The organism is Bradyrhizobium sp. SZCCHNR1053 (assembly GCF_032381235.1).
Classification (GTDB): domain Bacteria; phylum Pseudomonadota; class Alphaproteobacteria; order Rhizobiales; family Xanthobacteraceae; genus Bradyrhizobium.
Window position 1 is genome coordinate 1 of the sequence record NZ_JAUHJM010000003.1, and the last position, 17,061, is coordinate 17,061.

The 17,061-nt window shown below is 64.2% G+C and carries 7 protein-coding genes and 1 pseudogene; 5 read left to right on the forward strand and 3 right to left on the reverse strand.

Annotated features, from left to right (window positions below):
* The 5 genes and pseudogenes from QX051_RS09190 to QX051_RS09210 all read left to right on the forward strand — a co-directional run.
* The coding region (locus QX051_RS09190; RefSeq protein WP_315775867.1) for a thioester reductase domain-containing protein at positions 1-1,402 on the forward strand (1,402 nt) is incomplete at its 5' end.
* Between the two features lie 16 nt (positions 1,403-1,418).
* Positions 1,419-2,840: a glycosyltransferase gene (locus QX051_RS09195; protein ID WP_315775868.1), complete on the forward strand. Its 1,422-nt coding sequence runs from the start codon at positions 1,419-1,421 to the stop codon at positions 2,838-2,840.
* A 168-nt stretch (positions 2,841-3,008) separates the two neighbouring features.
* Positions 3,009-4,220, forward strand: coding sequence for an efflux RND transporter periplasmic adaptor subunit (locus QX051_RS09200; protein WP_315775869.1), 1,212 nt, complete (start codon positions 3,009-3,011; stop codon positions 4,218-4,220).
* Position 4,221: 1 nt separating this feature from the next.
* Positions 4,222-7,350, forward strand: coding sequence for an efflux RND transporter permease subunit (locus tag QX051_RS09205; protein WP_315775870.1), 3,129 nt, complete (start codon positions 4,222-4,224; stop codon positions 7,348-7,350).
* 7 nt (positions 7,351-7,357) lie between these two features.
* Positions 7,358-8,061, forward strand: a pseudogene (locus QX051_RS09210) (DUF932 domain-containing protein); the annotation flags it as partial.
* 1,152 nt (positions 8,062-9,213) lie between these two features.
* Here the strand turns inward: QX051_RS09210 and QX051_RS09215 are convergent.
* From QX051_RS09215 to QX051_RS09225, 3 genes are all read right to left on the reverse strand, one after another.
* Entirely contained in the window at positions 9,214-9,777 is a 564-nt protein-coding gene (locus tag QX051_RS09215; protein ID WP_315776243.1) for a DUF4399 domain-containing protein, read from the reverse strand.
* A gap of 384 nt (positions 9,778-10,161) precedes the next feature.
* Complete coding sequence (locus QX051_RS09220) at positions 10,162-11,682, reverse strand: formylglycine-generating enzyme family protein (protein WP_315775872.1); 1,521 nt, start codon at positions 11,680-11,682, stop codon at positions 10,162-10,164.
* Between the two features lie 34 nt (positions 11,683-11,716).
* The gene (locus QX051_RS09225; RefSeq protein WP_315775873.1) at positions 11,717-16,771 is read right to left on the reverse strand and encodes a helicase; all 5,055 of its coding nucleotides are present in this window, start codon (positions 16,769-16,771) and stop codon (positions 11,717-11,719) included.
* Positions 16,772-17,061 lie beyond the last annotated feature (290 nt).

Sequence of the window (17,061 nt, forward strand, 5' to 3'; positions counted from 1 at the left end):
GTTTGCCGAGACCCTCGGGCTCGAGCGCGTCGGGATCCATGACAACTTCTTCGATCTCGGCGGCCATTCGCTGCTCGCCATCCGTCTTGGCCGCCGCATCCGCGACGAGATCCAGCCGGACTTCCCGATCACGGCGGTCTATGCGACGCCCATCGTCCGGGACCTCGCAGCGCAGCTCGATCTCGACGGACCTTCGGAGGGGCCGCTGGACTTGTCCCGCGACATTCTCCTGCCGACGCACATCAGGCTGATCGGCGGGCGCGCGCCGCAGAAGCCCAAACGCATTTTCCTGACGGGCGCCACCGGCTTCGTCGGCAGTCATCTTCTCTCCACGCTGATCCAGGAGACGGACGCGCAAATCGCCTGCCACGTTCGCGCCCCAGATCGGCAATCGGCCGAAGCCCGTTTGCGGCAGGCGCTCGATAAGCGAAAGCTTTCGGCGTGTTGGGACGAGGATCGTATCGAGGTTCTGACCGGAAATCTCGGACATCCGGCTCTCGGACTCGATGAGAGGGGTGTCCGCATTGTGCGAGACGAGTGCGAAGCGATCTATCATTGCGGCGCGAGCGTCGAATTCCTCCATCACTATGCTGCGATAAAACCCGCCAATGTGGACAGCGTCCTCACGCTGCTCGATTGGACCGTGAGTGGACGACCAAAGCGGCTGCACTACGTTTCCACCCTTGCGGTGATCGACAAATATCAGTCTGGGCCGGTGTCGGAGCAGACTGATCTGACCTCGTGGCAGGGTCTCGCGAGCGGCTATAGCCAAAGCAAGTGGGTCGGCGACACGCTCGTCCGGCAGGCGCAGCTTCGCGGCCTGCCGCTGTCGATCTATCGCCTCAGCAGCGTCACTGGTGATCGCGCGAACGGAATCTGCAACGAAACGGATCTAATCTGGCGCCTTGTCCGGCTCTATGCGGAACTTGGCGCGATTCCCGACCTGGACCTGATGTTGAACATGACGCCGGCCGATGACGTCGCGCGAGCGATCGTCCGGCTCGCGGGCAGGGAAGCGTCCTGGGGAAGCGTCTATCATCTCATGAACCGTGAACCAATTGATGTGCGGGAGGTCCCACGGATCTTTCGCCGGCTCGGCCTTCGGCTCGACCTCGTGCCGCTCGATCAATGGATCGACATTGGACGACGGCGGCTTGCCGAAACACAGGACGATGATCTCGCAGCCGTCCTGTCGATCGTGTCAAAGGAGGACACGTCGCGATCGCACCCGGAAATTACCTCGGACTTCACGCAGGAACACTTGGCTGCGGTGGGCGCGGCGATCGCTCCGGTCAGCGCGGCCCTTCTCGAACGCTATTTTGTCAATCTGCGGCTCGCAGGAACTGTGTCCGATGCGGTTGCCAGAAACGGCGAAATGAACAGCGATCGGTTGGTGGGTTAGGATAGGAGAGCACAACATGGCGCGGTTTCTCATCGCGGTCACCGCGCTACCCGGTCACGTATTTCCCTTGTTGGCCGTTGCCCAACTCCTCGTCGGTCGCGGCCACGAGGTCGTCGTATATAGCGGGAGCCTGTTCAGAGAGCGAGTGGAGGCGACCGGCGCGCGCTTCGTCGCGTTTCGCCCGGAAATCGACGTCGATTATCGGAAGCTCGACGAGCGCTTTCCCGAACGCCGCAAGATTGCACCTGGCCCCGCTCAGCTCTGCTTCGGATTGAAGCACATCTTTGCGGATGCAATGCCGCATCAGGCCGCCGGGATACGCGAGTTGCGCCGCGACTTTCCTTTCGATGCGATCATCACCGATACGATGTTCTGCGGGACCTTTCCGCTCGTGCTCGGGCCGCCGGAAAAAAGAGCCCCGATCGTCGCGCTCGGGATCACCGCTCTCGCCTTGTCGAGCGCGGACACCGCATTCTTCGGCACCGCGCTCCCGCCATCCATCACGCCAGCCGATCGCGCGCGCAATGCTGCAATGAACAGCCACCTGCAACAAGCGATCTTCGGCTCGGTGCAGCAATACTTCAACGATGTCCTGGTGAAGAACGGGGCGCGCCCTCTGCCGGCATTTCTGTTCGATAGCATGATCACGCTGCCGGATCTGTATTTGCAGCTTACGGCCAAGGAGTTCGAATATTCGCGTGGCAAGATGCCAGACAGCATCCGCTTCGTCGGACCGCTGCTGCCACCGCCATCGATCGGCTTCCACCCGCCGCCTTGGTGGGACGACGTCGACAAAGCGGGTCCGATCGTACTCGTCACGCAAGGCACTCTCGCAAACGGCGATCTTGGGCAGCTTGTCGGACCAACTCTGACGGCCCTGGCGAACGAGGAACTGACGGTGATCGCATGCACCGGCGGCCCACCAGTCGAATCGATCCCGGTGGTGTTGCAGCCCAATGCGAAGGCGGTGACATTCCTGCCGTTCGACCGCCTGCTCCCGAAGGTGAGCGTCATGGTGACCAATGGCGGTTATGGCGCCGTCAATCACGCGCTCAGTCTCGGTGTGCCGTTGGTGGTTGCCGGGGATAGTGAGGAAAAACCGGAAATCGCTGCGCGGGTCGCGTGGGCAGGCGCCGGCATCAATCTTGGAACCGGCCGGCCATCCGCCTCGCAGATTCGCGAGGCGGTCCGCGCCGTGCTCACCAAGCCGCAATACCGACGCGGTGCGCAAGCGTTACGCACCGCGTTCGTCCGCCACAACGCTCGTGACGAGATTGCGGAACTGGTCGAACGGCTTGCGGCGGGCGGATCGTCGGCCAGCTCTCAGGGAAATCCGCGTCACAGGTTCGACCCTGTCGGTACTCCTGCGGAGGCCGCCAGCCGCCGGACGATCGACGTCGACGCTGGTTTGATACGCGGGACGTTGGGAACGGTTTGATCCGTCCTGATCCTCGAACGGCGTACGCCATACTCATTCGAAAAGCGGTCGATCGCGGATGCTGACGCCGGCCGTCGGATTCACATCATGCCGGCTTCGCGGTCGGATCCAAAGGAAGGTAGTCGGGTGAAAAGGCCGGTGTTAAGGTTCGCTTGGATCGCCCTCCTAGTGCTCGTCGTCACGGTCTGCGTCTACATCTTCGCTGTGATCGGCGCGGGGCGCCAGCAGGCCGAAGCGGTCGCAACGCAAATCTCCGATCCGCGACGGGACGCAGCCGAGCGCCCGGGGGCCGCACCGATCGCCACGACGCTCGCCCGAGCCGTACGGCATTCGATCACCGAGACACTCGCGGTGACCGGATCCCTCGTGGCCCGAGAGGAGGATGTTGTCGGTGCGGAAGTCGACGGGTTACGTATCGTCGAGATGCTGGCCGACGTCGGCGATCGCGTCGAAGAAGGGCAGGTGCTCGCTCGCCTCGACAGCACGATGCTCCGGACACAGCTCGCGCAAAACACCGCGATGATCGCGATAACCCAAGCGTCGGTCGCGCAGATGAACGCGTCGTTGACGGAGATGCAAGCCAACGAAGCGGAAGCGGCGGAGACGTTGAAACGCACGCAAACCTTGAACGCGACCGGCGCGATATCTCCAGCGCAACTCCTGACGCGTGAGACCCAGGCCAAGGTCGCCGCGGCAAAGTCCGCTGCCTCTGCGGAGAATTTGCGCATGGCCGAAGCCCAGGAAGCGTTTGCGGAGGCGCAGCGTGGCGAGATCGAGCTGAAAATCGCGCGAACCGAACTGAAGGCGCCGTCTGCGGGGATTATCTCGCACCGCGCCGCCCGCCTGGGCGCGGTGGCCGGCACGGGGGGCGAACCTCTATTCCGGCTCGTCCGCAACGGTCAAATCGAATTCGATGCCGAGGTTCCGGAAACGGTGCTTCCACAGATCGAGCCAAGCCAAGACGTCGAGGTTTGGCTGCCCGGCGTCAGCGAGGCCGTCATCGGCCATGTGCGGCTGGTCGATCCCACTGTAGACAAATCGAGCCGTCTCGGCCGCGTCGCGGTCGCGCTCCCGCCGCATACGGCCATGAGGGCCGGTGTTTTTGCCCGCGGCAGCATTACAATCGGCAAGCGACAAGCCATCACTGTGCCGTTGTCCGCCGTGAGCTTCAGCAAGAATGGCACCTATGTTCAGCTTGCGACCAACGATGTCGTCGAAATCCGCAATGTCCAGACCGGCCTCAAACGCGGCACCCGTGTCGAAATTGTCGACGGGCTGATCGAAGGTCAGGAGGTCGTCGTTCGAGCCGCCGCTTTTGTCAGGCCAGGCGAACGGATCTTGCCGGTCCGCAGCGATGCCGGACCAGGGCGGGCAGATTGATATGGCCCTCAACATCTCCGCCTGGTCGATTCGTAAGCCTATTCCGTCATTGGTGTTGTTTGGCGTCCTGATCGTGCTCGGCGCGGTCAGCCTGAAGACCCTGCCGATAACGCAGATGCCCAACATCGACATCCCCATCGTGACCGTCACGATCGCCCAGACCGGCGCTGCGCCGAGTGAGCTGGAAACGCAGGTCACGAAGAACGTAGAGAATGCGGCGACCGGGGTCGTCGGGGTCAAGCACGTCACGTCGAGCATCTCTGACGGGGTCTCCGTGACGACCATCGAGTTTCAACTGGGGACGCCGGCGGACCGTGCGGTCAACGACGTCCGCAATGCGATGGCTAACATCCGGTCGGAGTTGCCGCAGAGCATCGAGGAACCCTCGATACAGCGGGTGGAGGTCGAAGGGATGGCAATCGTTACCTATGCCGTGTCGATTCCCTCTTGGACGACCGAGCAGGTGTCCTGGTTCGTCGATGACGTCATCACGGGGGCGCTTCAGGGCGTTCGGGGCGTCGCGCAGGTCAAGCGTGCGGGCGGCGCCGATCGTGAAATCCGGGTATCGCTGCTGCCCGACCGGCTGATCGCACTTGGCATCACCGCGGCGGACGTGAACGAGCAACTGCGAGCGACCAATGTCGATCTCACCGGCGGGCGCGGTGAAGTGGGGTCGGGAGAGCAAACCATACGGATGCTCGCGGGGGCCGCGACGATCGACGGACTGACCAATAGCGCGATCGTGCTGCCGGGCGGTCGAAGGGCTGCGTTGAAGGAGATTGCCACGGTCACCGATGGCGCAGCCGAAGCACGCAGCTTTGCTCGCCTCAATGGGAGTCCGGTGGTCGCCTTCGGTGTCTTTCGTGCAAAGGGCTTCTCCGACGTGGCCGTCGCGGAGGCGGTCGCGAAGAAGTTGCAGACGCTCACCAACGAGCATCCCGACCTGTCCGTGTTCGAGATCGACAGCACGGTGCGCTATACCAAGTCCGATTATAGAGCCACCATGCAGACGTTGGCCGAAGGCGCAATCCTTGCGGTCATCGTCGTATTGATTTTTCTGCGCGACCTTCGAGCGACGGCGATTTCCGTGCTCGCGATACCACTGTCAATACTTCCGACCTTCTGGGCGATGGACCTCATCGGGTTTTCGCTGAACGCCGTTAGTCTGCTTGCGATCACGCTGGTCACCGGCATCCTGGTCGATGATGCGATCGTCGAGATCGAGAACATCGTCCGGCACATCCGGATGGGCAAATCACCCTATCGCGCCGCGCTCCAGGCGGCCGACGAGATCGGGCTCGCGGTCGTCGCGACGACCATGACCATCGTCGCCATGTTCGTGCCGGTCAGCTTCATGGGCGGCATCGCCGGTCAATACTTCAAGCAGTTCGGCCTCACGGTCGCAATTGCAGTGGCGTTTTCTCTGCTGGTCGCACGGCTGATAACGCCGCTACTGGCGGCATATTTCCTTCGCGACCGTCAGCACCATGCCGAAGGGCACGGAGTGATCATGCGGCACTATCTTCGCATGCTCGAATGGTCGCTTCGCCACCGCTTCGTCACGCTCGCGCTTGCGGCGCTGGTCTTCCTGGGCTCGCTAATGGTCGCAGGATCCTTACCGCTTGGCTTTCTGCCGACCAATGACCTGTCGCGTTCGGTTCTCCAGATCGAGCTGCCACCGGGCTCGACGATCGCGGATACCGCGGCCGCCGCGGACCGCATCACGGCCCTGCTCGCGAAACGGCCAGAAGTCAGGAGCGTCTATGTCACCGGCGGCGCCGCCGGCGCCAACGGGCTGAGCGTCACCGCCGGTGACGTCCGCAAGGCCACTATCATCGTCGAGCTCGTTGCGCGCAGGAACCGGTCGCACGACCAGAAGGCATTCGAGCACGACATGCGCGCGACGCTCAGCGCGATCGCGGACATACGTTACAGCTTCGGCAATGGCGGCGGCGGACGCGAGTTCACGCTGATCCTTTCCGGACCCGATGGCGCCGCAGTTGAGCAGGCGGCGCTCGCGGTGGAGCGGGACGTCCGGCAGAACGTCTCCGTTCTCGCGAATGTCGTCTCGACTGTGGCTCTTGCCCGGCCGGAGATTCGCATCTTGCCAAGGCTGGAGGAGGCTGCCGATCTCGGAATCTCCGGGACGCAGATCGCCGAAGTTGCACGGATTGCGATGATCGGAGATACATCCGCAAATCTGGCGAAGTTCTCGGCCATCGACCGGCAAGTACCGATCCGCGTGCAACTCGACGAGCGGGCGCGGGGCGATCTATCGACCCTCGATATGCTGCGAATCAGGGCCAAGAACGGCACCGTACCGTTGGCCACGGTCGCCGACGTCGGCTTCGGCGAGGGGCCGACGACCATCGAACGCTATGACAGCAGGCGTCGCGTCGCGATCCAGGCCGATCTCGTCGGAAACACCCCGCTCGGCGAGGCGATCGAGCAGGTTATGGCGCTGCCCTCGGCGCGAAACTTGCCAGCCGGTGTGACGATCGCAAGGTTCGGCGATTCAGAGATCATGGAAGAAGTTTTTTCGAGTTTTTCGCTCGCGATCGCTGCAGGCGTACTCATGGTGCTCTCCGTCCTCGTTCTTCTCTTCGCCGACGCGATGCATCCGATCACCATTATCTTCTCCATGCCGCTTTCGATCGGCGGAGCGTTCCTTGCGCTGCTTCTGACCGGCAATGCCATCAACCTCTCGGCCACTATCGGCTTCCTCATGCTGATGGGAATCGTAACGAAGAACGCGATCCTGCTGGTGGACTTCGCAATCACCGAGGTGGCGAGCGGTGTGGAGCGCACGAAGGCGTTGATCGAAGCCGGCCGCAAGCGCGCTCAGCCCGTGATCATGACCACAGCGGCTATGACCGCAGGCATGGTCCCTTCTGCATTGGGAGTCGGCGAAGGCGGCGCATTCCGTTCCCCCATGGCGGTCGCATTGATTGGCGGGCTGCTCGCCTCGACCTTTCTCAGCCTCGTATTCGTGCCGGCCGCCTTTACGATCATGGACGACGTCGGCCGGATTTCAAGCAGAAAGCTTTCGCGCTTTGTCGGGCCGAAGGATGAAATGAAGCTCGACGAGAGTGACCCGGCCTCACCACGCAGATCGTCTGCACGGCATTGATCGGCTTGAACTCGTTGCCGCCGTTGTGCAGATCGCCGGCAATGGCACCGGTGACACACGATGGAAAGTGCCGGGCGTGCTGGACTGGTCGAGCATGAGCCATAATCCCTTCGTGGACGTGACCAAGGATACGACCACGCTCTATGCCAGTGATCGCGACGTGTTCCTGTTTCTGGTCGACGACACCAATCCAATCGAGGCGGGACGGCTGCCGGACGGCTCGCCCGATGTCTATTTCCGGGGCTTCTACTGTTGGAACAGTGAGGTCGGGAGCAAGACGCTTGGCATAGCGAGCTTCTATCTGCGCGCCGTCTGCATGAACCGCATCTCTGGGGCGTGGAGAACTTTGAGCAGATCACCATCCGGCATTCGAAGTTCGCCGCGCAGCGGTTTGCGCATGAAGCTGCACCGGCATTGACGAGTTTTGCCAATTCCTCGCCCGCGCCGTTTGTCGCTGGTATTGCAGCCGCACGGCAGCGGATCGTTGCTCGCACGGATGAGGACCGGGAGAGGTTTCTGCGCAAGAATGGCTTTTCCAAAGCCGAGACATCGAAGGTCATTGAAGCCGTTCTTGGCGAGGAGAACCGCAAGCCGGAGAGCATCTTCGACTTCGTGCAGGGCATCACCGCCGTGGCCCGAAGCAAGGCGCATCAGGACGGAAGACTCGAGCTCGAAAGCAAGGCCAGGCGCCTGATGGAGCGTGCCGCCTGAGCACAAGCCGCGCAACCGGTTGACACCGGTTGCGCGGCCGTCTGCACGCACGGTCTTCAGCGCCGCCGCTCCCGCAAGCCGAACCGGCGGCGCGGCCGCGTGCAAACGGCCGGGGGGCTCGCCGGTCCTTCAGCCCGGCTCGCGAGAGCATAAATCGAACAGTCGATCACAGATACGACTTCCAGGCGGACGAACGATTCGTCCGACGTTTCTGGATCGCGCTGGTTTGCCAATTTCGCGAGATCATGGGCTTAGTGCGCATCCTGCACGGAACGATATCGCCAACGACGTCGGCATGCAGTGGCGAGCTTGGTGCTGACGTCTGGCCGAAAATCGACTGACAACCGACATCTGATTTGCCGTGGGTGGGCAGAAAGTCAGGCGGCGTGCGTCAGTTGCCACGCGTTGGAAGCGGCTTCATCATTGGCCCCGGGGCGCTGAATCGTCTTGGTCCAATTTATCAGGCTGACGATTCCCAGGATCGATCGGCCGCTGCGAGCCGCGATCGGTCTGCAGCGGGACTGCCGAGATAGTCTCATTGCTATACGGGGGTAGGAATATGCTCGCCCGATCGTAATGCAAAGAGCCCCCACGAACTTCGCACTCGGAAGGCAGTTTGTTGGCAGCGCAACTGTAGCCATATCGACTTGCCGACCGCAGGACTTAAGCGATTTGTCCGCTGAGATCTGGCTGATCCACAAGCCCCGGAAGAGGACGAGAAGCCAAGCCAAGGATCAAGGAAGGAAGGGAAGGGAGATTTCACACCCTATGCACCCCTGGTGCAGGTCTGAAGCGAGATGATAGTCGCAATTGAACGATATCGCCGCCAACCGAGGATGGTGCGCTCTCGCCACGGCCGCAATCCCAGGCTGGACCGTTACGGCTCTGGTGTTCATTCCATTCGCGGCTGGTTATTTCCTGTCGTACCTGTTCCGGACGATCAGTGGCGTGGTCTCCCAGCGCCTCGCCTCCGAGCTTGGACCGATGCTGATGATCGCTCTTGGCGCTCGCCGAGGCGAAGCAAGCCACGCGTCTGGAGGTCGTATCAATAGAGCCGAGCCGGACAAATGCAGCGCTGCGGTTGGAGGCTTCGGCACGTCGCGATGAACTGATGTGCCGGCCGAACCGGCTCCATGGGGGAGCGGCGGAGGTTCATTTCGCACCCGACAGGAAGCTCTTGATGAAATCGACGGCTCCCGCCGATTTTGCCGGATCGGGCGGCGGCGCTTCGGCGGCCGACGGTTGCGCCGCTTGACGCGCGGTGTGCGCGTGAAGATGCCGCGTCCGCCGGTGGGCGTGAGTGGCGCTCCGCCCGTGCCTCTGCGAAGCACTGCTCACGGTGATCGTGATCTTCTTCGATACCAGCGGCGGATCGAAGTTGAAGTGCATGCCGTCGCCCAGGACGAGCTGCAGGGTATGCTTGCCGGGGGGCAGCTCGATCAGAGCCTCGGTCTCGCCCGCGCCGTAGTGCAGGTGCTTTCTGTCCTGCGGAATCGGCTCGCCCGGGCTGATCGGCTCATCGGCGTCGATCAGGAGGTGATGATGGCCGGTATTGGCAAAGGCGTCACCGGCATGGGTCACGCCCATGTTGCGAAGTCCGAAGCGGCACCAGAACGCGCTCTTCACGGTGTCGCCGTCGGTTGGCGTGATGAAATACAGGTAGGCGTCCTTCGGCGTCGTTTTCGCCTGCGCCCATGCGAAAGGCGGCAACAGCACCAGCGTGCAGGCCAACACGGTGGACCCGAGCGTCGCGACTGTGGCGAGACGACGTCGTCGCCAGGGCGTCAGATCCAATAGCGGCGCGCGACGCGTAGATTTCTCACTCCACATAAATCCCCAACTCATAAACAACGACGATCATCGATCGCAAATATCGAACGGTGTAGCCGGTCCATGAATGGGGCGTAGCGCGGCAAATTTGAGGTTTCGATCGGTCTCGTCCTACGATTCCCGATAAGAATTTGAATAAAGAGGCTCGGCAGAACAGGCGTCCTGCGGATCTGCGACGCTGGTGTTCGCTGTGGTGCGAGACATTTGCGGGCGCAGGCCGGGCATCGGTGTCGACGGCACGCTGGCCTGGCTCAGCATACAGCGGCCGCATCAGAGCGAAAGAGCGAGGCGAAAGCCATGGGTCGGATACCTGACGCGCCCATCATAGCGATCGCGGCTCCCGCTGCGGGCATAGCTCGCATCCTTCTTCCATGAACCCGAGCGAATGACATGGACGAAGCTCTGCTCGTCGATCCATGCCGAGCCATCGGACGGCGCGCCCTGATAGCTCTTGTGCCAGCTGTCGGCCACCCATTGGTCGACGCTCCCGCCCATGTCGAACAGGCCAAACGGATTGGCCGCAAAGCTTCCGACCTTCATGAGCTGCGCGGGCGCGCCGGGCTCGTTGCATCCGTTGCAATTGGCCATGCCGGAGCGCATCTGGTCGCCCCACCAGAACGCCGTCGTTGCGCCGCCGCGCGCGGCATATTCCCATTCGGCCTCGGTCGGGAGCCGGAACGGCTTGCCGACGGCCCGCGAGAGCCAAGCCAGATAGCCCCTGGCGTCGTCGTAGCCGACATTTGTCACGGGGTTGTCGTCCGGGCCGCTCATCACGTCGGCGCATGCCCTGTCAGCCACGCACGCCTTCCACTCGCCAATCGTGACGGGGTATTTGCCGAGCGCGAACGGCTTGATCGTGACGCGGTGGACCGGAAGCTCGGAGCTCTCGACGCCGCCCATTGCGAATGCCCCTCCTGGAATCATTACCATGTCAGGCAGGCGAATCGCCGCTGCCTCCGCCGGCCCTGGGGTCGCAGTCGACTCTGCCGCCGGCGCAGTCTCGGGAGCAGTCGCAGCGCTTGCCGACGCGAGCAGGGCGGGCGCCTCGAGCGGCGCGGTTTCCGCGGAACGCGAGAGCATTGCAGTGTCCGAGGGCGCGTTCGGCAGCGGCGCCGGGGCGGGGGCGGTCGCGGCCGACACGGCCTCTGCCGTGACGACGCGCCCCGAACTCTCGACGCTTGCGCGGCTCGACGCGGCCACAGAGGCCTCGGCGGCTTGCGGCTGTGTTGGTGGGGGAGCGGCCGGCTCCCGCGCCAGCATGAACCAGCTAGCGGCGGCAGCGAGCAACAATGCGCCGAGGCCGGCCGCGGCAGCGCGGGTCCAGACCAGCGGCCTGCGCTCCGCCCTCGCCGCGGCCGCACGAAGCGTCGTGGCCAGCTTGTCGTAGCCGTGCGCCTGCCAGATCCCCGCGCGGCTGCGCGCCTCGTTCGGGGCGTATTGAGCGATCGAGACGCCGGGAATGCTGCAGACGACCCGTCCCGCCTGTCCGCCACCGGGAGCGGTGGCCGCGACCTCGGCCGCATCGCATCGTGCGGCGAGCGATTGCTTCAAGGGGCCGCACATCATCAACAACAGTCCGCCGTCGCCCCTGCTGCGGCGTTCCTGGATCTCGGGGCAGGCGACCTGCTCGTCGACACTGTGGAAACTGGGCGGGCGCAGCGTGTTCATCGCCACCCGCACGATCCGGCCGCACTGCTCGCAAGGGACCGGATAGGTCACGGCGGTCAGCGCTCGCTCGTCTCGATCGGTGGCCGGCGCCTGCGCTGGCGCGACGACGTCGATGCCGATCATCGGACACCTTTCGTGCGCCGGCCTTGCCGCCGGGTCATTGGCCCCAGGCGGCAAACGCATCCTTGAATGCGCGCTCACCGTCCGCTCCCTTCTCGATCGCCAGCACCGCCCGGCTGCCGCCATTGTAGACGATCGGTATGTCGATCCAGTCCTTGCCCTTGAGCAGCAACACGTTCCGCTTCATGTCGACATCACCCGCCGACAGCGCGATCATGAAGAACTCTGGCGTCACTTTGGCGGTCATGGTGGTCAACGGGGTCCCGCGGCCCGCTTCCTTGGGTTTCATGCTGACGCCCTTCAAAGTCTCCACCCCGACGTGAGACGGATCGTCCGGCCAGTTGAACTTGATCTCCATGATGTGGCTCGCTGGCATTTCGGTTTCCTTGTTTGGACGCAGCGACAACGTCGCCTTCATCCTCTTGTCGATCTCGACATCGCCTTTGATCGATGCCGGCACCGCTCCTGCCTCAGGCTCGACATGCCAGGTTACCTTCCCGAGATAGCGCTTGCCGTTCGGATCCTGCGGATCCTCCTGATACAGCACGGCGTGGGATACCATCGTCGCGGTCGCGTTCCCCGTGGTGATCGCATCGCCGCCTGCACCGCCCCTGACGTCGGGCGTGATCCGATCCGCGGTGACCTTGCGGGGCTCGGTGCCGGCCGGTAGCGCGGCGGCCGGCGAGGCCGCATTCCAGGAGACCGGGAGTCGGTTCAAGACCGTCTGCCAGGACGTCGTGATCCGGCTCGCCGCCGGCTGCCAGTAGATCGATGCGCCAACCACCGCGACCGCCAAGCCGGCGGCAGCGGCCATCATGTGCCGGCGGAGCGAGCGGTGTGGACGCCTCGCTCCATGATCAGGCCGCGGACGCCGACCCGGCGACAGCGCGCGATGATCGATACGGACAGCGGCAGGCTCCGACTCGGCTTGACCGAGTGTCATCGTCTCGGACGTTTCCACCTCGTGGGCGAGCACGGCCACTCGTGCGACGGCGACATCGTCCGCCGGCGGCCTTGCAGCCTGCGCAAAACGATCGGCCACGGGCGGCTCATTCTCCGCGATTTCGACCGGCGCTGCGGGCGCGACGGACGTTGGCGGCGCAGAGGCGGGCGTATCAGACGACGAGGCGGCAGGCGTTTCGTCGGTCGCGACCTCACGCGCCCCGCGCCGCGATGGGCGTGCATCGATGCCGGCGCCTGTCCTGTTGCTCGGCCAATCCGGCACCGGACTCTCGATCGAGATGGCCGGCTCGTCGCGTTGCTCCGACAGCCGGGCCATCGACAGGCTTTCGGCCACCGTGGCGATCTCGTCTTCCAGCGAATAGGCGCGGCGCGTCAGGGATTGCGCAGATGCAGGGTGATCCGCCGCCGTGCCAGCAGCGGGTCCCGTGGCAGCCGGATGCGTACCGGTTGCCGGCTGTGCCGATGGCTGCGGTGAGCCGACGGCTGCAAGCGCGACCGGATCGACCCGGCGAGCGTGCTCCCGAAGTCTGATCATCCGATCGGGAAACAGCATCTTGACGAAATCGCAGAGCGCTGCGCCCGGCAGCAGGAACTGGCGCATGGCAGCCGGACCGCTGCGCAGGATGCTGCGTGCGATGGTTTCGATGTCGTGCTCACCTTGCGCGACGCGCTCGCCGGTCTGCCGATCGTCCTCGATGACGACGACCTTGCGGGCCCGGAGCATCGCAGTGAGTTCGCGCAGATCGGATTGCGAGGCATCGTCGATGACGACGAGATCAAATGCGCCGAGCCGGGCCGGTAGCTGCTCGGCCACGCGCCATGCCGGCACGAGCTGGCATGGGATGCCTTCGTAGCAGCTCTCGAGTGCCTCGCGTGTAACGTGACGCAACCGGCATGCGGTGGGGCCGGAACAGGTCGCTGCCATTTTTCGCAGCGTGGTCATGAACACGGTGAGGGCCTGCCTCATGGCGCTGCCGGTGTTCTGTACCAGGCCGAGATGCATCCGTGCCACGACCACCTGGCCGAACAGCTCGCGCAGTCGCATCTCCATCGCCGCGCGCTGGTCGGACAGATCTCGCAAGCGCCGGTGCTGATCGATGCCTTCGTTCTGCCGCATCAGCACCGCCCAGTTCCAGGCCATCATCCAATCTGCAACGAGCACCGGATCGCCGGTCTGCGGATGTGCCGGCTCGGTCCTGAGCCGACGGGCGAAGGCATCTGCTCCGGCCTCGGTCATCGCTCCGCAGACCTCGTCGAGCAACTCGAGATCCTGGCGCCGGTCGTGCAGCGACTTCAGCCGGGTGCGAAGGGTGGTCCAACGCGTCTCGATGTCGCGCGGCTCGACACCATCGCAGCCGATCTGCGACAGCACGTCGGCATGAGCCAGCGTTGTGAGCTTACCGCTGCCGCGAAACAGCCCGTTCAGCCGGGTGAGCTCCAGCCGCTGCTTGGTGATGCGGAGAGCCATGCTCCTCACCGCAGCTGCCAGCGCAGAAAGTCGTCGGCCGTCGCCGAGCAATCCGGCGATCGCGTCGTCCGGCATCGACAGCTTCGGTGCGGCGGTGAGAACATTGCGCTTCGCCAGCGCCGCCAGCACGATCGCGGCCTCGACGCTTTTGACGACGCGCTCGTGACCGTGGAACGTGTGAGAGGAGTCCGGCTCGGGCGCAGGCGCACCGATTTCGGCCGCCAGCGATCGCCATCTGGCGTCGAGCGAATGCAGGTGACGACGCCAGGTCAGATAGTCGCGAACATGGCCCCAGTCGGCCGCGCCTTTCGGCGCGAAGCCCGCCACCCTGATCGCCTCCACGGTCTGCTTCAACGCACGGCCGGACAGGGAGAATGTCGCGAACGGCCTTGCTCCGGCCGACAGCCGTTCGACAATCGTGAGCAGTTCCTGGCTGGCGAAGGCGTCCGCCGGCGTTTCCACCGGCCGAACCAGGAAGCCGGCACGTTGCGACAGCAGGGACGACGCATCGCGAGCAAAATCGACGAGGATGCCACCGTCAACCGACATTGCATCGGCCTTGCGGCCGACCGGCGACAGCGCTGCGAGCCAGGGCTCGTCGGCAATGACCCGGTGGGCCGCCGCGAGCGCGTCGAGGTCGCCGGCGAGCAAGTCCGCTCCGTCCGGCCCGAGCTCCGCGATGATCTGGCAGGCAAGCCGGCCGTCACGGCTTTCGCCGTCGATCCGCACCGGCTGCAGGTCCTGGTGCAGACGTCTCACGGTCGCGGCGTCCGGCAGGGCCGCGATTTCCGGGAGCGCGTCGTCGACATATGCGAGATCGGCACCCAGCCGAACACGCGCCTCACGGGCCTGCTCGACCGCCGCAACCAGAAGGTCGTTCTCACTCACGAATCGTGACGGCTGATCGGTGAACCAGGCATAGGCGTCGCGGTCGGCGATCAGCGTCGTCAACGCGTCGAACGGCAGGTCGGGGACACCGGGTGACCGCAGCATGCTGCGGCTGGCGATATCTGCGAACGCGTCATCGAGACGCGATATCTCGACGCTGGTCGCGATGATGTCGCGCTCCAGCCGATTGACCTGTTCCGCCTGCGCGCGCGGGTTCGTCGTCTTGAGGATCGACAGCAGCCGGCTGACGACTGTCTCCGCATGCTTCAAGACGTCCTTGTCGGAGCCGGTCAGATCGACCGTCAGATCACGGACGGCGCGCGGCAGCTTCTCGGACAACAGTCCAAGTGCAGCCTCGTTGCGCGAGACGACGAGAACGCGCAGGCCCATTGCGAGGTGATGGCAAACCAGATTGACGAGGGTGGACGTGCGCTCGGACCCGCGCGCGCCTTGCACGACAAGTCCGTCCGATCGCCGGAGCTGTCGCACGATCTCCATCTGGTCGGAGTTCGTCGGCAGCGGAAAGAACAGGTCGCCGTGATCCGCCGCGATCTGCGCATCCGGCCCGATGTCGATCGGGTCACCGATCACGCCGGATAGACGACGGCGCGCGCCGTCATGCGCTTCGTGGTCCGGCGCGCCAAGCAGGAGGCGAGACAGTGCGGCCAGGCAGCACGCGTCGCCCGGCGCGTATTCGATCGCTCGCTTCAGTCGGTAGATGTCGCGCAACAGCAGTGCGTCGGAGCGCGGCCGCGCAAAGACCACCCAGCGATCGGAGACGACCAGTTGCTCGTCCTCCTCGGGAAGCAGCAACGCGGAGTCGGGCATGGTGGGACAGTAGATCCCATGCGGGTCGAGCTGTGAGCCGATGGCGCTGAGAACCGGCTCGAAGCTGGCGGGCTGGAATGGCGAAAGCTCGTTGCCGCGCTCGATCGTCTCGAGCAACTGCTCGGCCGTTTGCCCCGCCAAGCCGGCCGCTGATGTCGGCGGTTCGAACGCCTTGAGATTGGCCGTCGCGCCGACCATGCGGGGCCGGATTCTGATTTCGGTGTCGGAGCCATCGAGGACCTCGATCTCGACCAGGCGTTCGAGCAGCGGCAGATCCAGCTCGCGGCCTTGTCGCCGCCAGCGTGACACGCCAACGCCCCACACGATTTCGCAGCTGCCATCGTTGCCTCCGGCTCCCGCCACGCGAGCCATCTCGCGCAATCGCTGGTGAACCGCGATGGTCTTGCGGCGTGGCCGCTCGGCCGCGGCCCAATTGGCCCACGAGCCGGCGAGATAGCGGTCCAGACGCTCGACGATGTCCGGGCGCTGCTCAAGATGCAATCGCACGCTCCAGAGCCCGGCGGCCACCCCCGGGCCGTTCGCCGGCGAGCAGTGCTCGGCGCGTGCGTGACCGGCCGCGATCAGCAGGTCTTTTTCCGCCGCGTGCACCGTGATCGTCACGCGCTGCCGAACCAGAGGGCGACGGTCCGGATCGGCGGACACGTCGATCCACATCGCCAGGTCGTACTCGACGGCGGGAGGATCGGTGGCGACCAGGCGTTCGATGGAGAGCCACACGGGGCCATCAGCATCGAACGTGTTGTAGGTAATGCCGGGCAGCTTCTCCAGCTCATGCTGATGAAACACGAAGCATTGTCCGCCCGCAAGCCGATGGTCAGACAGGCGCGCGACCGCACGTGCATCGCGCAGGATCATCTCGGTGAGATATCCAAGAACATTCTGCAACGGTCCGGCCGCCGGCTCCAACCGATGGACAGCGTTCATAGTGCCTCTCCGATGATAGCGGCGACCAAGCGAAGCAATCGGTTCACCCTCAACTCCCGTCCTGACGTTCGTCCCGCTTTGCAGAAAATTCCGTCACGCGCGTCGAAGAAGATGGACGTATCTGACTATTCACGATCCCGATGTGGCCAGGCGACGTCTTTCGTCGACGGCATTCGAGGGAATACTGAAGCCAACGTCAGATAGACCGCACTAACTGGCGAATAGTAGCGTCACGCAATGCGGCGTAATGATGGGAGCTAGTCCGGGCGTGTCGTCGGTCCTGAAAATTG